21 protein-coding genes are annotated in these 16460 nt (G+C 45.2%); 7 read left to right on the top strand and 14 right to left on the bottom strand.

The genetic code is table 11. The features are described from left to right. Positions 1 to 61 precede the first annotated feature (61 nt). The 3 genes from K9J17_12685 to K9J17_12675 are packed head-to-tail and all read left to right on the top strand — an operon-like array spanning position 62 to position 3425. Positions 62 to 1222 carry a prolipoprotein diacylglyceryl transferase gene (locus K9J17_12685; protein ID MCF8277582.1) on the top strand — a complete coding sequence of 387 codons (1161 nt, stop codon included), beginning with the start codon at positions 62 to 64 and terminating at the stop codon, positions 1220 to 1222. Beyond that, positions 1207 to 2028, top strand: coding sequence for an inositol monophosphatase (locus K9J17_12680; GenBank protein ID MCF8277581.1), 822 nt, complete (start codon positions 1207 to 1209; stop codon positions 2026 to 2028). The genes K9J17_12685 and K9J17_12680 overlap by 16 nt, the downstream gene beginning before the upstream one ends. Then, positions 2028 to 3425, top strand: a complete 1398-nt coding sequence (locus K9J17_12675) for a nodulation protein NfeD (protein ID MCF8277580.1) — start codon at positions 2028 to 2030, stop codon at positions 3423 to 3425. The genes K9J17_12680 and K9J17_12675 overlap by 1 nt, the downstream gene beginning before the upstream one ends. A 127-nt stretch (positions 3426 to 3552) precedes the next feature. Here the strand turns inward: K9J17_12675 and K9J17_12670 are convergent, their stop codons facing one another. From K9J17_12670 to bcp, 4 genes are all read right to left on the bottom strand, one after another. Then, positions 3553 to 4080 carry a hypothetical protein gene (locus K9J17_12670; GenBank protein ID MCF8277579.1) on the bottom strand — a complete coding sequence of 176 codons (528 nt, stop codon included), beginning with the start codon at positions 4078 to 4080 and terminating at the stop codon, positions 3553 to 3555. A 73-nt stretch (positions 4081 to 4153) separates the two neighbouring features. Continuing rightward, positions 4154 to 5188, bottom strand: coding sequence for a tetratricopeptide repeat protein (locus tag K9J17_12665; GenBank protein MCF8277578.1), 1035 nt, complete (start codon positions 5186 to 5188; stop codon positions 4154 to 4156). Next, on the bottom strand, positions 5185 to 6207 hold the full coding sequence (recA, locus tag K9J17_12660) for a recombinase RecA (GenBank protein ID MCF8277577.1): 1023 nt from the start codon (positions 6205 to 6207) through the stop codon (positions 5185 to 5187). The genes K9J17_12665 and recA overlap by 4 nt, the downstream gene beginning before the upstream one ends. 27 nt (positions 6208 to 6234) lie before the next feature. Beyond that, positions 6235 to 6699: a thioredoxin-dependent thiol peroxidase gene (gene bcp, locus K9J17_12655; protein MCF8277576.1), complete on the bottom strand. Its 465-nt coding sequence runs from the start codon at positions 6697 to 6699 to the stop codon at positions 6235 to 6237. A 180-nt stretch (positions 6700 to 6879) separates the two neighbouring features. Between bcp and K9J17_12650 the strand changes: the two genes are divergently transcribed. The 3 genes from K9J17_12650 to K9J17_12640 all read left to right on the top strand — a co-directional run bounded on the left by K9J17_12650 (position 6880) and on the right by K9J17_12640 (position 8621). Further along, positions 6880 to 7821: a CPBP family intramembrane metalloprotease gene (locus tag K9J17_12650; protein MCF8277575.1), complete on the top strand. Its 942-nt coding sequence runs from the start codon at positions 6880 to 6882 to the stop codon at positions 7819 to 7821. A 181-nt stretch (positions 7822 to 8002) separates the two neighbouring features. Continuing rightward, on the top strand, positions 8003 to 8413 hold the full coding sequence (locus K9J17_12645; protein ID MCF8277574.1) for a DUF3943 domain-containing protein: 411 nt from the start codon (positions 8003 to 8005) through the stop codon (positions 8411 to 8413). Then, complete coding sequence (locus tag K9J17_12640) at positions 8295 to 8621, top strand: DUF3943 domain-containing protein (GenBank protein MCF8277573.1); 327 nt, start codon at positions 8295 to 8297, stop codon at positions 8619 to 8621. Before K9J17_12645 ends, K9J17_12640 begins: the two co-directional genes overlap by 119 nt. Positions 8622 to 8633: 12 nt before the next feature. On the opposite strand, the gene K9J17_12635 is transcribed toward K9J17_12640, so the two are convergent. Together K9J17_12635 and K9J17_12630 are read right to left on the bottom strand one after the other, a co-directional pair. Then, the gene (locus tag K9J17_12635; protein ID MCF8277572.1) at positions 8634 to 9689 is read right to left on the bottom strand and encodes a hypothetical protein; all 1056 of its coding nucleotides are present in this window, start codon (positions 9687 to 9689) and stop codon (positions 8634 to 8636) included. A gap of 49 nt (positions 9690 to 9738) precedes the next feature. Continuing rightward, positions 9739 to 10212 (bottom strand): VTT domain-containing protein, encoded by a 474-nt coding sequence (locus tag K9J17_12630; GenBank protein ID MCF8277571.1) that lies wholly within the window; start codon positions 10210 to 10212, stop codon positions 9739 to 9741. Between K9J17_12630 and K9J17_12625 the strand changes: the two genes are divergently transcribed. Then, entirely contained in the window at positions 10211 to 10390 is a 180-nt protein-coding gene (locus K9J17_12625; protein ID MCF8277570.1) for a hypothetical protein, read from the top strand. The two genes, K9J17_12630 and K9J17_12625, sit on opposite strands and share 2 nt — an antisense overlap. On the opposite strand, the gene K9J17_12620 is transcribed toward K9J17_12625, so the two are convergent. The 8 genes from K9J17_12620 to K9J17_12585 all read right to left on the bottom strand — a co-directional run. Beyond that, positions 10391 to 11113, bottom strand: a complete 723-nt coding sequence (locus K9J17_12620; GenBank protein MCF8277569.1) for a YesU family protein — start codon at positions 11111 to 11113, stop codon at positions 10391 to 10393. 148 nt (positions 11114 to 11261) lie between these two features. Beyond that, positions 11262 to 12602, bottom strand: coding sequence for a YHYH protein (locus tag K9J17_12615; protein ID MCF8277568.1), 1341 nt, complete (start codon positions 12600 to 12602; stop codon positions 11262 to 11264). 74 nt (positions 12603 to 12676) lie between these two features. Next, on the bottom strand, positions 12677 to 13693 hold the full coding sequence (locus K9J17_12610) for a cytochrome-c peroxidase (protein MCF8277567.1): 1017 nt from the start codon (positions 13691 to 13693) through the stop codon (positions 12677 to 12679). After that, positions 13683 to 14354 (bottom strand): hypothetical protein, encoded by a 672-nt coding sequence (locus K9J17_12605; protein MCF8277566.1) that lies wholly within the window; start codon positions 14352 to 14354, stop codon positions 13683 to 13685. The genes K9J17_12610 and K9J17_12605 overlap by 11 nt, the downstream gene beginning before the upstream one ends. Continuing rightward, on the bottom strand, positions 14351 to 14824 hold the full coding sequence (locus K9J17_12600) for a hypothetical protein (GenBank protein MCF8277565.1): 474 nt from the start codon (positions 14822 to 14824) through the stop codon (positions 14351 to 14353). The genes K9J17_12605 and K9J17_12600 overlap by 4 nt, the downstream gene beginning before the upstream one ends. Further along, positions 14821 to 15090, bottom strand: a complete 270-nt coding sequence (locus tag K9J17_12595; protein ID MCF8277564.1) for a hypothetical protein — start codon at positions 15088 to 15090, stop codon at positions 14821 to 14823. Before K9J17_12595 ends, K9J17_12600 begins: the two co-directional genes overlap by 4 nt. 39 nt (positions 15091 to 15129) lie before the next feature. Then, entirely contained in the window at positions 15130 to 15609 is a 480-nt protein-coding gene (locus K9J17_12590; protein MCF8277563.1) for an RNA polymerase sigma factor, read from the bottom strand. Between the two features lie 155 nt (positions 15610 to 15764). Beyond that, a partial coding sequence (locus K9J17_12585) for an SOS response-associated peptidase (protein ID MCF8277562.1) occupies positions 15765 to 16460 on the bottom strand: 696 nt, incomplete at its 5' end.

Below are 16460 nucleotides of genomic sequence, written 5' to 3'. Positions count from 1 at the left end.
TCCGTTTTCCTCAACCGCATCAATAAGTGCATCTTTGCATCTTCAAGCATAAACGCAACGCATGTACCCAACGTTATACGACCTCGTTCTAGATTTATTCGGCCTTTCAATTCCTCCCTTTCGATTGGTGCAAAGTTTCGGAATGATGGTGGCTTTGGCTTTTTTAGCCGCAAGCATGGACCTTAAATCAGAATTGAAGCGTAAAGAAGGTCTTGGACTCCTAGCTCCCGTTAAGAAGAAAGTTTGGGTCGGTAAAGCATCAACAATGGCAGAGAAAGTGATTTCAGGCGTTATTGGTTTTGCTATCGGATACAAGCTTTTAGGTTTGGTACTCGATTTTGACATCGTTGCAAGCAACCCACAGAAATTCATCCTTTCATCAGACGGAAATCTTTTGGGCGGACTTCTAGGTGCTGCGTTTTCTGTAGGTGTTCGGATGTGGGAAGACAAAAAAGATGCACTTCCAGAACCGAAAGAAATAGAGATCAACGTTCATCCTTACGAACAAGTTGGCACTATCACTATTTTGGCTGCTGTATTTGGGATTTTGGGAGCCAAGCTTTTTCATAACCTCGAGAACATTGATGACCTGATTGCCGACCCGGTTGGCGCGCTCATCTCATTCAGCGGCCTTTCCTTCTTGGGTGGTCTTATCTGTGCCACGTTGGCCATTCTGTGGTTTGCCCGAAAGAATAATATCAAGATGTTGCACCTTACAGATGCGGCACTTCCTGGATTGATGTTGGCTTACGGTATTGGCAGAATGGGTTGCCAAATTGCTGGCGATGGCGACTGGGGAATTCCCAACGATGCCCCAAAACCTGAATGGTTGAGTTTTCTTCCTGATTGGGCTTGGGCCTATAATTATCCGAATAACGTTCTCGGAATTGACCTAAAAGCAGATTACGCACAAATGGGCTACGTGAGTTTAACAGGTTATGCTTGGCCGACACCACTTTACGAGACAACCATGGCACTTATCATTTTCTCTTTCCTATGGTTCATGCGCAAGCGTTGGACAACTCCGGGAATGGTAATGTCGTGGTATCTCATCCTTTCTGGCGCGGAGCGTTTAGGCATTGAACAGATTCGAATCAATAATGAATATCCGATTTTCGGAGGTGTTACTCAAGCTGAGATCATTTCTACCATTCTCATTACTTTAGGAATAATTGGAGTGTTTGTGATGCCCAAAGTGGGCGAAAAATGGGCCAAATACTAATGGATATTTCAACACTCGACCTTTCTCATATAACCGAAAAAGTAACTGACATAGCTCGAATTGCAGGAGCTTTTATTCTGAATGAGCGCAAGGCATTTTCCGCACAGAAAGTAGAGATCAAAGGCCACAACGATTTTGTTTCTTACGTAGATAAATCTTCCGAAAAACTGATTGTTGCGGAACTGAAAAAACTGCTTCCGGAAGCAGGATTCATTACCGAAGAAGGAACCGAAGAAAAGGATGAAAACCCACTCGTTTGGGTAATTGACCCTTTGGATGGCACAACCAATTTCATTCACGGAATGCCGTTTTTTGCAGTGAGTATTGCCCTTCTATTTGATAAAGAACCTTTGATCGGTGTCGTATTCGAGATCAATCAGGATGAAATGTTCCGTGCTTGGAAAAACGGTGGCGCCTTTCTGAACGGAAATCGCATTTCCACCTCGCAAGCGACAACCGTAGCTGACTCATTGCTCGGCACAGGCTTTCCATATTACGACTATCACTTGCTAGATCAGTATTTGGCGCTTTTCAAACACCTTATGAAACATTCGCATGGCATACGCAGACCGGGTTCGGCTGCAACGGATCTTGCCTATGTTGCATGCGGAAGGTTTGATGGGTTTTACGAATACAGTCTCAGTCCGTGGGATGTGGCTGCAGGCGTGCTACTTGTGAAAGAAGCCGGTGGAGTGATCACTGACTTTTCGGGAGGTGACGAAGCGATTTTTTCGAAAGAGATCATTGCAACTAACCCACACATTCATTCAGAATTCTTAACGCTTCTGCGTAGCTTTATGAAATGATGCGCCATCTTTCTTTCCTCCTTTTTGCCTTCTTCTTTTCCCTTGCTGCTTTTTCTCAGGAAGATTCACTGAACGTTGACAAAGACACGACAACTTCCAAGCTAGAATTTGCTGATCCTTCATCTGCGAAGCGCGTTTATCAATTCGATGTGAAAGAAGAGATCGGCCCAGGCGTTTGGCGCAAGATGCAGCAGGCTTTCAAAGAGGCAAATGATTGGAATGCCGACCTTATTCTGTTGCACATGAATACCTATGGAGGAATGGTGCTTCATGCAGACAGCATGCGGACCAAAATCCTGAACAGCAAAATTCCGGTATGGGTTTTTATCGACAATAACGCAGCATCTGCTGGTGCGCTTATTTCCATTGCCTGCGATAGTATTTACATGCGCAAAGGCGCCAACATCGGTGCGGCAACTGTGGTGAATCAAACGGGTGAACAGATGCCCGATAAATATCAGAGTTATATGCGCAGCACCATGCGTTCTACGGCAGAAGCAAAAGGTAGAAACCCAGATATTGCCGAAGCTATGGTTGACGCATCATTGAAAGTGGATGGCGTGGTTGATTCTGGAAAGGTGCTGACATTTACCGCTTCCGAAGCCATGATGCATGGGTTTTGCGAAGGCATGCACGAGTCTGTGGATGAAGTGCTGAAGCAAAATGGACTTCCTGAATACGAGCTCAAAACTTACGTTGTAAGCAGTTTAGAGACGTTTATCGGTTGGATGATCAATCCCGCTGTGAGTGGCATCCTGATCATGATCATTATTGGAGGTATTTATTTCGAACTCCAAACACCTGGAGTTGGGTTTCCTATTGCTGCATCCATTACCGCTGCTCTCCTCTACTTCACTCCACTGTATTTGGAAGGATTGGCAGAAAACTGGGAAGTGATTCTTTTTATGGTTGGCGTGGTACTGCTTGCTTTGGAAGTTTTTGTCATTCCCGGCTTTGGCGTGGCTGGAATTTCAGGCATCGCTTTTATTATGACTTCACTTATTCTGAGTTTGGTGAATAACGTTGGTTTTGACTTTGAAATGACCATGCCAACGCAGATCATCAATGCATTTCTAACTGTTATCCTTGCAACAGTTGGTGGATTTTTCGGCTCCATTTATTTGGCCAAAACATTCCTTTCCACCAGTATGATGAGCTCGATGGTGCTATCGTCTGTTCAAAATAGTTCGGAAGGGTTTATTGGCGTGGCCGCTGTAGAACGAAATCTGATCGGCAAACCAGGAATGGCTCACACGATTCTCCGTCCTGCCGGAAAAGTAGAAATTGATGGAGACATTTATGATGCTACGGCCTTAACCAGCTACATTGAGAAAGGCGAACGAATTGAGGTGGTGAAATACGAAACCGCTCAGTTATTCGTAAAGAAGATCGTTTAAACATCTGCGATTTCATCTGCCGTAATTCAAATGGCACGCTAACGCTAGATTGGGATTTCCCGAATAATTGCAAATAAAAACCCCAAGCTTTCGCTCGGGGTTTTCAATGAGGCGTTGTGAACACCAATCAAATATTTCTTCCTATTCCGAAGACTTTCAGCTCAACTACCCATTTATTGAGTTCGCGCTGATTGTACATGTACAATTCAATCTTCACTTTCTTGCCTTTCTTATTCTCTTTGGCAACGAATTTCTTGAACTCAGTATCTTCAAGGAAAATATCGTTGGTCTTGTCTTTTTCAGATGTAACCCAACCATCGCCCAAGCAAGCAATCATTTCTTCTTTGAATTTTGAATAAGACTGCTCCAAATTGGATGAGTACATGTTTGTCTCAATCAGATAAGTTGTTGCTTCTGGGTAAAGCTCATCTGCAGTGATCAACATTTCAACTCCGTCTTTGACTTCCACTTTGGATTTCATGTAAGGTTTTGCCACACCGCGAATATCCAACGATGTTTCTTCTCCCCTGATTTCTTTAAAGTACTCTTGCGATGCATCAACCACTTTTTTCAGGTTGTCGCAAAAAGCGTCTTGAGCGAAAGAGGCCGCTGGCAAGATCAGCATCAACATGAGTGAGAGTAAATTGCGTTTCATAGATTGTTGTTTAGTTTGAGCGTTAAAGTTAAAAATTGAAAGGTTGCTACCAAGACAAGAAACATGCCATCCGTTATTTAGGCATGATTCTTAACAATCTGGTCATTCCCTCAGCAGCTTTATTGTAGTTCGGGTTCAACTCCAATGAATAAGCATATTCGCTTTTCGCACGGGCTACATCGCCCTTAGCCTCATAGCACAATCCACGCATGTAAACCGCCTGAAAGTATTTCGGATCAACCTTCACCGCTCTGTTGAAATTGACCAATGCTTCGTCATACAGATGCAGATATTCATATTGAACATATCCCATATTGAAATAGGCCGTTTTATAGGTGCTATCGATAGCAAGGATCTGCGTGTATGTTTCCAGCGCTTCATTCAGTTTATCCGAATTCTGGTATTGCATTCCCAAGGCGTACAACGCATTTAGGTCGTTCGGTCTGATATCGAGCGCACTTTTAATGTATTGCTCTGCCAATGGGTCTTTCTTTCCCCAATGCAGAATTCCGAGCTCCATGTATGCGTCATAATTATCAGGATTTTCAGTCACGGCCTCCAAGAAATTCTGAACGGCTTTGGCTGTATCTCCCAATTCCTTAAAGCAAAGCCCTTTGACCATGAATGGTCTATCATCTCGCGCATCTATCCGCAACATGTCGTTGGCGTAGTTGATGCTTTTCTGATAGTTCTGCAAATACAGTTCAAACTCAGCCAATCGGATCAACGCTTCCGAATATCCCGGTTGAAGTCGATGAGCGGTAAGAAGCGCGTTCTTGCTTTGCTCCATCTTGTTCAACCTGAAATACACATCGGAAATGGTAAGATAGAAAGACGCAACGGTGCTATCGATAAGCAACGCTCTGCCAACATCTGCCAAGGCGAAATTCACCTCATTCACTGTCAAAAATACCTTGGCACGTTCGTTCAGCAATTTTGGGTCGTTAGGCGATTGTTTCAGCAACTGCGAAAGACTGTCTAACCGAACCATTTCGGGCGTAAGTTCCTCAACAGCAATTTCCTCCGAAGCACCATCTTCTTTGGTAGCCGTGTCGCAACCTACCATTCCGATGACGGCAAAGAGTAAGATAGCAGCGATCCTTCTCATTCAGCAACTGGAGCTACAACCACACCATTGATGGCATTTTTGATCTTGATCTCCAATTCCTCCATCAATTCAGGATTGTCAAGTAGAAGATCCTTGACAGCATCTCGACCTTGTCCCAATCTGGTTTCGCCATAGCTGAACCATGAACCACTTTTCTTCACAATTCCATGATCAACACCTAGATCGATGATCTCTCCTACTTTAGAAATTCCTTCGCCATACATGATGTCAAACTCGGCTTTACGGAACGGTGGCGCCACTTTATTCTTCACCACTTTTACACGAGCACGGTTACCCGAAACATCTTCGCCTGCTTTAATTTGCCCTACTCTTCGGATGTCCAATCGAACAGAAGCGTAAAATTTAAGTGCATTACCACCAGTGGTTGTTTCTGGGTTTCCGAACATCACACCGATCTTTTCGCGCAACTGGTTGATGAAAATGCAAACACAGCCCGTTTTGCTGATCGTTCCTGTCAGTTTACGAAGTGCCTGAGACATCAAACGTGCTTGAAGTCCCATTTTGCTATCGCCCATTTCGCCTTCAATCTCGCTTCGTGGCGTAAGTGCAGCCACAGAATCGATCACAATGATGTCAATTGCTCCCGAACGGATCAGATTTTCGGCAATTTCCAAAGCCTGTTCACCATTGTCTGGTTGAGAGATCAATAGATTATCGATGTCAACGCCCAATTTTTCAGCATAAAAACGATCGAAGGCATGCTCCGCATCGATCATGGCAGCAATTCCACCGCGTTTCTGCGCCTCTGCAATGGCATGAATGGCCAAGGTTGTTTTACCTGATGATTCTGGTCCGTAGATCTCGATGATCCTTCCTTTAGGATAGCCTCCGATTCCCAAAGCCACATCCAATCCGATAGAACCCGTTGGAATCACTTCCACTTCTTCCACCGCACTATCGCCCATCCGCATGATGGAACCTTTTCCGTGCGCTTTTTCAAGCTTATCCATGGCCATTTGTAAGGCCTTCATTTTTTCTGCTTTCTCGTCTTTTGCCATAATTTCTCGTGTTTCTAGTTTTGGTTTCTATTCGCCCAATTCAGATAGAATCTGAGCTGTATGATCTTTTGTGTTCACTTTCAATATCACTTTCTCTAATATACCATCTGCTCCAATAACGAAGGTGGTGCGATGAATACCATCGTATTCCTTTCCCATGAATTTCTTCCATCCCCAAACACCGTAAGTTTTGATGACCTCCAACTCCGTGTCGGCCAAAAGCGTGTAAGGAAGGCTATATTTCTCGATGAATTTCTGATGGCGCACTTCATCATCGGCAGATACACCAATGACCTCAAAACCACGCTTTTTCAATTCGTTATAGTTCTCTCCCAAGTTGCAGGCTTCTGCTGTGCAGCCTGGCGTCATGTCTTTCGGATAAAAGAAAAGCACCACTCGCTTTCCTTTAAAATCTGCCAACGAAACCGTTTTCCCGTTCTGGTCTCTCCCAGAAAAAGCAGGTGCCTTATCTCCTTCTTTCAATGTCACTATGCTCATTTGTCTTATCTAAATTTAGTTTGAAGGGGAAACAAAGTAACGATGTTTAGGTTCGCTTTCCGACTGTTTTGCCACCAAGTTTTCCACTTAGATTGCAAGTCTAAAGCATCAGAACGTAAGGTATTTACGGAGCTGAATTGACGTACATTTCCCATCTGAATGAATCCTGACCCCATGAACCTGAGAAAAATCGGCCTGTTTCTATTGTTTGCTTTCGGAATAAGTTGGTTGAGTTCTATAGGACTCTATTTCAGTGGCATTGAATACGGTTCTGGCCTGTCAATTTTCATAATTGCAGTGTTTTACATGACCGGCCCTGCCATTTCAACCCTCATTGTTCAACGCCTTTTTTACAAAGAAGGGATTGAGAAATACGGTTGGAGATGGAAGACCATCAAATGGAAATGGATGGTCGGTACCATCATCATTTCCATTCTTTTCATTTTAGGAACGATGGGCGTCATTGGAATTTTCGGCAATGGTGTGGGAATCGAAAGTTTTGGCATTATCGATTTTTCATCAGGATCTATCAAGGAAAAGATCGTGGAAACGGTAATGGAAAAGATGAAAGACTCTGACTTGCCGGTAAATATTGAAGACCAGATCAGCAAAATCCCATTATCAGCAGTGCCGTTTATGCTCATTCTATTCGCTACGGGAATCGTAGCCGCTTTTACCGTTAACCTTCCATTCATGTTCGGAGAAGAATTGGGCTGGCGCGGACTTCTTTTGAAGGAAACCCAACAATTAGGCTTCTTAAAAAGCAATCTACTTATCGGATTATTGTGGGGACTCTGGCATGCGCCCATTATCCTGATGGGACACAACTATCCTGAATATCCAGTAATTGGTGTTGGCTTGATGGTCGTATTTACAACGGTTTTGGCGTTTCCTTTTGCTTACACTCGATTTAAAACCGACAGCCTTTTAGGTCCTTGCGTGATGCATGGAATGATAAACGGAACAGCCGCAACCCTACTCTATTTCACTTGGGGCGGACATTCATTGGTTACAGGAATAACCGGAGTGGCTGGCTTTATCGCCATCTCCATTATTGTGATTGGCATTTTTGCTTTCGATAAAGCATTCGTAAGAAACTACCGAGACTTCGAATAAACCTTCTGTTCATATTGCGTGCGCAAGGAAGACTGATGTTTGTAACACTTCTTCCTGATTCATGTCACAGATAGCCAATTGACTGCATTCTACTTTTGGGAGGATTTTAACAGCACCGTCCATCGCAATGTCTCGTGTCTGCCATGCTGTGATACTAATGGTCTTATCAGCGATGAATTTTATGGTCAGCGCTCAACCAGATTCGTTGCATTTGCAATCGTTGGAAGAACCCGGACGATTCACACCCGTATTGTTGAACAACGGAACCATCCGTTTAAGAAATGAAGCGGGAACATTCGGCCGAAAAATATGGCGCGGTAGCATACCAATTATCACCTTCGAAGCTATGGGATATGGCATTTTGGCCGTGCTTCCACCAGAAATCAGTCAATGGGAAGATGTTGACGACAGATATACTCGAAATTGGAAAAACTCATATACTAAACCTCCTGTTTTCGATCAAGATCTGTGGTATGTCAACTACATCGGACATCCATACCAAAGGAACATTGCTTTACAATGCCGTCCGTTCACAAAACGCCAATATTTGGCAGTCGTCATTATTCTGTTTAGGGCATACCGTACTGTTTGAATATGTCATAGAGGCTGGCATCGAGCAACCCAGTATTCAAGACCTGATCGTGACGCCATTGACAGGAATTCTTTTGGGAGAAGGAATCCATCGAGGAACCATTGCCATGGCCAAAAATGGTTTCAAGTGGTATGAAGCCACTGCCGTTATCATCTTCAATCCGATGTTTGCGATCAACAACGGATTCAAGTTTGCGAAACCACGATGATAATAGCGTCCGTCAATCTCCCTGTTTAAGCCTTAGAGCAATTGAGCGTTGCTCTTGTCGCAAGGTGATGATGCTGCAATGACTTGGATAATCGATGGTAAAGGGAAGTGTACGATCAAAATCTGAATCGCTGGGCAATAGAAAAAATCCCGAGCACTCCTGAACACCAGTTGGTGCGTATCTGGTGATGAGGAACTCATTTCCATTCAATGAAACATGAAACCAAGACCCAGCACTTTCGCCAGCCAACCATTGGCAATCTGTTGGCAAGTTTGCCGGTGGTTCAGGAGCGGGCAAGGTTCCTCGAAATAGCGTATCGGGCAACTCCTTGAGTTCGATCACTCTTCGCTCAGTCAATTCATCCAAGCATCCTGGAACCTTGGTCCAGTGGTAAAGCGATGCCACAGGATAAAGTGTGGTTGGCGTGATCATCGGCACCACTTCCAAGCGCAAGGCGTGCGCCCAATTCGGATCGCCAGCAAGGATAATGGTTCGCACAAACCGAGAACAATTGGTGCCGTTTTCCTCAAATGGACCGTAAGGCACATACCCAGTTTCTTGCAAGCTTTTGACTGCATCGTAGGCTTTTTGGAAATGAATGCGAACGTAAGATGCATACATGGTGCCTGAAGCATGCGTGGCCGGATTGGAACTTAATTCACACAGAATCTCGTCAAAATTCTGGATTCGATTACCGTTGATCTGGGCCCGTGTGGTCATCGTCAGGTCTACATCGCTCTGTTCATCTCGAACGCGCCCCATGCCAACAGGCGTATGATATCGACCAAAATCGAAGAAATGACAGCTGCTGTCTTTGGCATTTACAAGAACGAGCGCGGCATGGCCTACACGATAGTAACCGCCATCATTAAAACCAATACCGCGCATGAGGTTATCGTACCAATCGTTGGTTTCCTTTGCCAAAGCCTTGGGCCATGCCAGTGCTATGACGAAACCGTCAAATCGGCTGCTATCTGCCGTTGGATTCACTGCCTTACAAACGCTAGGTGCTGAAAAGACACCAACCAGAAATAAAGTCAGCACGAAAGTGAAGAGAAACCGCATCATGTTCCGATGCATAGTTACAGAGAACGAAAATGACTTGCAGTGATAAAAATCACGCAAACTGAGCCAAGATGAAGTCTTTGGCGTAGACCATTAACAGGTAATTGAAGACAATATTTCCGGGTAAGGCTATCATGGAACCGATGAGAAAATCGCGAAAACGGATGGATGAAAGCGCCAGTGCGTAATTGACTGGTGGAGAAACGAAGAGTACCAATCGTAGGATAACCGTTGTTTTGATGGGATTGTCGGTCAGTTTTTGCATCTGCTTTCTGATGAACGGTTGCTTGATCTCTGAAAGTGCTTCGCCTCCCATGGTTCGAACAAAGAAAAAGTGAACCACCATGGCAATCAAGGTTCCTGAATAACCGATCACAACTCCAGTGATACCTGAATAGACCATGAAGGCGATGAACAGAAATATGACTCCAGGAATGTTCATCAGTGTGCCTATGGCGTAAGCCAAAATGAACAGTAAAACACCAAATCCTCCTGAACTTGAAATCGTTTCAGTCAAATATTCCATGGTAAAACATGCGCTTAAAGGCGAATGCTTACCCACATACATCAATACCAGTGATACTGCGAGCAGCACGACTAACCTCGATATGGATTTGCTGGACAATGGATGTAAGCTGGTAAAACTAAACTACTTCTTTTTCACCAAGGTTCAGTCGGGAGTTGTCGGTTATTTGTTCACTTAACTATTTACTAAGTTCCCAAACGCGAAAATTCCGATAAGCAAAATGCGTCCATTTCATTTGACGGAATCCGATCTTTCCACTTCCTAGCACAGCACCAAGTTCTTTTCCATCATCCAGCCAATCAATGATAACGCTTCCATCCAACAGCATTTGAATGTGATTGTTGTTCTTGATGAGCGTGATCTTATGAGTAGATTCCGAATTGGCCGGAATCCCGGATTTTCCCACATGTACTTTATGAAATCCTGGGTTTTTACGCAGATGACTGAAGGGACGATCTTTTTGCGTGGGCGTATTCGCGTAGTAAGAAATGTGGTAATTGCTGATGTCGCCATTCGTGTATTGCTTGAATATCCCGTTCCGGTGCTTCAACTTTGAATCAAAGATGTCTTCGCCATTCACACCTTTGGCGGCAAAGAACACGATGCAAAGTCCAGATGCCGGATTCAAGTTCCTTAGCTCCCATTCTGCCACAAAATCGGCAGGAAACTCCATCGGACACCAGAACACATGATGGTCTTTCTGATCTGGCGAAAACATCTCCATCCAACCATCTGCAGCCGATACCGTAGCAGAACCTTCCATTTTCCAATCGGCCAATGAGTCTGTATTGGAAAGCGAGTTGCTGTAAAGAATGTCTCCTTTGGTTACGGATTGTGCGTTACTGGTCGAAGCTGTAAAAAAAGCGCCTATCACCAATAGTATGAGTTCAATTCGCGTCATTCAGCTCTTTACATTCTTCTCATGAGTTGTTCATGAATTCGAATAGTGAAAATTAAGCTTTACGAGCACATCAGACATACAGAAAGAAAACGGGCTGCAACCAATGGTTGCAGCCCGTTCTGTTTAAAATTGAACTAAAATACTGTGTTCAATTTCTTGCAAGCACTACTGTTTTGGTAGCTCCTGAGGTTCCAACTTTTACGATGTAGGTTCCATCATACATGGTTTTCGTGTCTAAGTACCAAATAGTTGTTCCCTGACGGATAACACCTGTAGTGATCAATTTACCTTGCATGTCGTAAACCTCAACTGGCATATCATGATCAGTCATTCCTGAGATCTGCAAAGCGATCAGATCTGTACTTGGATTAGGGAATACGGTGAATTTCACATCCATATCCTGAGATGCAATTCCTGTAACAGATGGCGTGTAAACGGTCGTTACTTCCGTTACCGAAGTCACCTTTCTATTGGCATAGGTGCCGTAGAATGTAGGACCAACTGCATACGGATAAGCTGAATTCCAATTCTCGTCAACCGTGCAGAAGTAAGCATAGGTTCCGTTCGGATATTCGGGCGTAATACAAACACGACCGTTGTGTACATCCAAATAATCTTCTTCTCCAGGATGTGCCACCCATTGATAATCTTCTCTGAAATATCCTGCGAAATACGTGACATTCACAGCTGGACCATTGGTTCTAGTTGTGGCAGTCTGTAACTCGTAGCCAGACTTTATACGGGTTATTCCTCCAGTTCCATCCGCATTGGCGTAGCCATACGCACCATAAATAGGAAATCCATCATAGGCAAATCCTAAAAGTGGTGAATGCTGATTCGGATTAATGGCATAAAGCCCTTCAGCATCATATAGGTTGCAGATAGTAGAAACCACATTGATATCAAGATTGAAAGCAGAAGGATTCTGATGATGGTGATAGTTTCCCATTGCTGGATGTGCTTTTGAGCAATCGAAACCACCCATTTCGGCTGGAACGGCATCACGATTCCAAGCCATCGTTGCCATTGGTCCACCCGGACAGGTTGGGTTTCCAGGGCCTCCACACAACGCGCTGGTATTCGGATTCCAAGCAACACCATCGCGGTAATCGAACAACGAAACGCCATTGATGAAAACGCCAATTGTCCCACCAGTAGTTGCTGTTAATGTCCCAGTATTCTGCGTTGGATTCAATGGGAACTTGTAGATAGCCCCTTGAGACGTGGCCACCGATGGATTTCCATCTAAAAACGGCCCTGTTGGATAAGCTGGAATGCCTTCGGTATGCACATACACGAAGTTGTCCGAATATTCTACCTCCTGACAATTGACCAGTATGCCATTGCTAATGGCAGTGGAATTACCTGAAGTGTAGTAGGTTCCTGTTTGAGTGTTGTTCTGAAGCCAAGAAGTTATGGCCGGGTCTGTTTGAGCAGCTACCTGCCCAACAATGGTCAGCGAGAAAAAGGACGCAAGAATTTTGTTCATGGGATAAATGGATATGAATGATGATTTGAAAGTTTAGACGTCAGTTGTTGATGTATCCTTCGGTAGGTGTGGAATTAGTTTTTTGGAAAAGCGAAATCAGGATTGAACAGGAACTCCTTATCTGTTAATGTGAGCAAAAATGCGGTGAGATCGACCTTCTCAGTACTTGAGAGTGGCAAACCATCTTCAAGCTCAATGGCCAAGGTATTCGAATGAACAATACCGCTATCGTAATGATTCAAGACTTCGCGAATGGTTTTGAAACGCCCATCGTGCATGTATGGATAAGAGAACTCAATATTCCGCAGCGTTGGTACTTTAAACAGTAAGGAATCTGAAGCCAACTGGGTGATGTTCATTCTACCAAGGTCATTCAAGGTGGTATCCATTGGCAGACCGCTATTGGCGAAGTCGCCATTAGTGAATAAAGGTTCCTTGTGGCACGAACCACATTTGCTTTTAAAAAGTGCATAGCCAAGTTGTTCCTGTTCGGTAAATTCCGCTTCACCCGCTTTGAATTTGTCGTATTTGGAATGAGAAGAAACCAAGGTCAGTTGAAACTGCGCCAAGGCTTTGAGCAAATGCTGCCCTGTGATAATGCTATCGCCAAAAACTGTTTGGAACAACTGCGGATAGCTGGATGACCGTTGCAGTTTGGCAATTACGTTTGGCAAGGTCTCTCCCATCTCGGCTGGGTGAGTTATCGGAGCCAATGCCTGCACATCCAAATGATTTACCGCGCCATCCCACATGAAGTGTTTGCTCCATGCCAAATTCATCAGCGCTGGGGAATTCCGTGTTCCGATGCTATCGCCAATGCCGTGACTGAGCTGGTGATCTACATGCGTAAAAGCGGTGTACACCAAATGGCAATTACTGCAAGAAATGCTGCTATCGGCAGAAAGTATCGGGTCGTAGAAGAGTGCTCTACCCAAGGCAACGCCTTCCTTGCTCAACGGGCTCTTTTCAAAATCGTAGAGCGGCTTTGGCCAGCTTTCGGGATACTCCAGTTCTATTTTACTCAGACCGACTTGCGTGGCAGATAGCAGCACAGTAGTCAGAACCAGCAGCAAAACAGCTCTACTCTTCATCTTTTACACGAAAAATGGTGGCAGCCTGCTTGGACAAGGCAACAGCTTCCGCACCCGGAGACATGACCATGGAAAGTGCTTTCAGGTCAACGGTTTCCAGCAATTGAGCTACATCAACAAGAACTGTAACAGAAGCATCCGACAGTTCTAGCTTCACCTGCTGCACCGTGGCATTCGGATAGGCATATCCGCCCAGATGAAATTGAAACTCATTGTTCCGTGAAGTACAGATAGGACTCGTTCCTTCCAACTTGAAGTTGATGTAGCCGCTGTTCCACGCCCAATACATGCCTCTGCTTGGGTCGAGGTCGCCACCCATGGCACCCGAAACATTCGCAAGACTATCCGATCCTAAAAGGAATGAAAGCCCATCGGCCTTGACACCTGAGGGAAGCACGATTTGCAACGAAGCCGAATCAGCCGCATCTACCAGATGATAGCTATCGGACTCTAGCCAAACCACTTCTTCTCCATTCAAAAGCTGAACGTGGGAAACGTAAAATCGCAGTATGGAAACAGCGACTGTAGTGCTATCGGCAGTCACATAGCTGCTATCCAATACCAAAGGAAGTTGATGAAATGAAGGCTGAAACCGAAGGGTTTGTGCCACTATCGTTCCGTAAACGAATAGGAGGAAGCTACTTAGGACGAGCCTTTTCAATGTTTTGGCTTTGGACCTTTGGGTTGACTGAAATACGTAGCCAATTCCTTGGTCAGTTCGTTGTAGGCGGGCAATTGCTCTACTGTGCACAGACCGCGGATCTGTTCGAAATGCGCGAAATGGATCTGTTCCACTTCTTGCTGAATACGACCTATGGCGCCCAAAAGAGAATCGCTATTGGCTGTCTCGCCATCGGACAATTGCGCGTAAAGCATGTTTCGAGCGGCCATCATTTCCTCATCCTTGGCCCAAATCTGTGACCGATGCTCTTCTATCAAACCCTGAAAGGCCTTTTCCTGCTCTGCTGTGAATGAAAGACGTTCTTCTATCCTTGCTTTGGGACCTTGTTCCCCTTTCATATGCGGTGGATGTGGCCCATGCGGTCTGCCTAAGAGCAGAAAACCAAGCGTTCCCACATTAAGTAGCACCAGCACGGCTACTAAAACGGTCAATAATTGTGTCTTTTTCATCGGTAAAGTTGATTGGATGTCTGCATTCCCATTTCTTCCGAAATGTGGTGGATGCCGCTATTCGATGCGTTGGAATGCTGTGTATTACCAACCAAAATGAGCGTGTTTACCACAACAAGTAACAGCATGGTGCTGAGCGAAACCCATACCCATCTAACAGGTAACTGTTCGTTCAATTGTGCTTGAATCCGCGCCTCAATACGCGTAAAAAGAAAGGGCGGAGCCCCTACCCGATTCACTTTCCTCAACATTTCCAGTTCCTTCATTTCTTGCATCGCTTCAATCCTTAGACGATGATTCTTTGCCTATCCTTCGCGCTTTTTCAAATCTACCTTCAAATTGGCTTTAGCACGCGAAAGCAAGGATTCCACTGCTTTTTCGGAAAGCGCCATCACCTCGGCAATCTCCTTTTGCGATAGATGCTCCATGCTTTTCAGCAGCAAGGCTGTCTTCTGCCTTTCGGGCAATTGATTGATACAGGCAAAAATGTGCGCGATTCCCTCCTTATCCTCCAATTGCACACCTGGATGATTGAACGCTGCAAAAGCAGCTGAATTTTCCTCCACCGCAGTTCCGATGGAAAGCAGGAAACCGAAACGTTTCTGGCGTTTCTTGGCTCTTAGAAAATCGAGGCACTGATTAATGGCTATGCGATAGATCCAGGTTTTCAGTTCTGCTTCGGCCTTGAAGCCATCCATCTTGGCGTGCACTTTCAGAAACACATCCTGTGTTACCTCTTCTGCATCTTGGGCGTTTTGCAAATAGTTGAGGCACGCGTTATACACGAGGGCTGCATATTCAGCGTAGATACTATGGAAATCGGAGCGATGGATGACCGTGGTTTTCGTTGCGCAACGAAATAAGCACTCAAGCCGCAAGCTTGCGTTATGGAATTCCAGGGTATTGGTGTAAGATTTGGAATGAAACCTCAGGGCCGGCTTCAGTCACTCAAGGCATCCATCAGATCCGTATCGAACATCAATTCAGGATATTCGAAGACCTGTGTGGCTTCTTTCACATCGCCCAATGCCGCTTTGCCGCTTAGCTTTTGCACGGCATGCGCCTTCATCTCGCTGGCAGCAAAGGGTTTGCACAGCGCCAAGAGCTGTTCTTTGCTTTCTGCTCCATCGCCCATCAGCCACTGTTCTACTGCTTCTTCCTTCAGAATGAGAGGCATGCGCGGCCCTTCTAACTTGGGGTTATTGTGCAACACGGCCATCAGTTCGTTGCCTTCTACCGTTACAATGCTGAAGGTTGGCCGCAGTTCTCCGCTCAGCTTATCTACCCACTCATCCCAAATCACGGCCACATACATAGCTTCTTCCGAGCGGAGGCGGATATTGAAAGGATAGCTCTGTTTGCCAAAATGATGATGCTCGTAAAAGGACTGAAGCAGCACAATGCCTCGTTGGTCCTTGGCCGCAGCACGGAATGAGGTTTTTTCGAACATGCTTTCGCTCCGTACATTCAACGTTTGGTTCCAAAGTTTGGTGGCCAAGGTGGCATCTTTGCACCAACTGGGTATGAACCCCCATTTCATGGGGCGCAGTTCCAAGCCATTGGCTTGGCTGTAAACGAAAATGGGCACTTCGGGGTGAGTAAAGCCACTCAGGTAATGGCCTCCTTGAATACGAGG

It is taken from the genome of Flavobacteriales bacterium, from assembly GCA_021739695.1.
Lineage (GTDB): Bacteria > Bacteroidota > Bacteroidia > UBA10329 > UBA10329 > UBA10329.
This window is presented reverse-complemented; position numbering and strand designations above follow the sequence as displayed.

What these genes read in the sequence shown, in the direction of transcription:
- K9J17_12645 (MCF8277574.1), top strand. Translation starts at nt 8,003, where the DNA reads ATGGTCAGCGCTCAACCAGATTCGTTGCATTTGCAATCGTTGGAAGAA.
- K9J17_12620 (MCF8277569.1), bottom strand. Translation starts at nt 11,113, where the DNA reads ATGACGCGAATTGAACTCATACTATTGGTGATAGGCGCTTTTTTTACA.
- K9J17_12615 (MCF8277568.1), bottom strand. Translation starts at nt 12,602, where the DNA reads ATGAACAAAATTCTTGCGTCCTTTTTCTCGCTGACCATTGTTGGGCAG.
- K9J17_12640 (MCF8277573.1), top strand. Translation starts at nt 8,295, where the DNA reads ATGTCAACTACATCGGACATCCATACCAAAGGAACATTGCTTTACAAT.
- K9J17_12630 (MCF8277571.1), bottom strand. Translation starts at nt 10,212, where the DNA reads ATGGAATATTTGACTGAAACGATTTCAAGTTCAGGAGGATTTGGTGTT.
- K9J17_12670 (MCF8277579.1), bottom strand. Translation starts at nt 4,080, where the DNA reads ATGAAACGCAATTTACTCTCACTCATGTTGATGCTGATCTTGCCAGCG.
- K9J17_12610 (MCF8277567.1), bottom strand. Translation starts at nt 13,693, where the DNA reads ATGAAGAGTAGAGCTGTTTTGCTGCTGGTTCTGACTACTGTGCTGCTA.
- K9J17_12650 (MCF8277575.1), top strand. Translation starts at nt 6,880, where the DNA reads ATGAACCTGAGAAAAATCGGCCTGTTTCTATTGTTTGCTTTCGGAATA.
- K9J17_12665 (MCF8277578.1), bottom strand. Translation starts at nt 5,188, where the DNA reads ATGAGAAGGATCGCTGCTATCTTACTCTTTGCCGTCATCGGAATGGTA.
- K9J17_12600 (MCF8277565.1), bottom strand. Translation starts at nt 14,824, where the DNA reads ATGAAAAAGACACAATTATTGACCGTTTTAGTAGCCGTGCTGGTGCTA.
- K9J17_12595 (MCF8277564.1), bottom strand. Translation starts at nt 15,090, where the DNA reads ATGAAGGAACTGGAAATGTTGAGGAAAGTGAATCGGGTAGGGGCTCCG.
- K9J17_12685 (MCF8277582.1), top strand. Translation starts at nt 62, where the DNA reads ATGTACCCAACGTTATACGACCTCGTTCTAGATTTATTCGGCCTTTCA.
- recA (MCF8277577.1), bottom strand. Translation starts at nt 6,207, where the DNA reads ATGGCAAAAGACGAGAAAGCAGAAAAAATGAAGGCCTTACAAATGGCC.
- K9J17_12675 (MCF8277580.1), top strand. Translation starts at nt 2,028, where the DNA reads ATGCGCCATCTTTCTTTCCTCCTTTTTGCCTTCTTCTTTTCCCTTGCT.
- K9J17_12635 (MCF8277572.1), bottom strand. Translation starts at nt 9,689, where the DNA reads ATGATGCGGTTTCTCTTCACTTTCGTGCTGACTTTATTTCTGGTTGGT.
- K9J17_12625 (MCF8277570.1), top strand. Translation starts at nt 10,211, where the DNA reads ATGGTAAAACATGCGCTTAAAGGCGAATGCTTACCCACATACATCAAT.
- K9J17_12680 (MCF8277581.1), top strand. Translation starts at nt 1,207, where the DNA reads ATGGGCCAAATACTAATGGATATTTCAACACTCGACCTTTCTCATATA.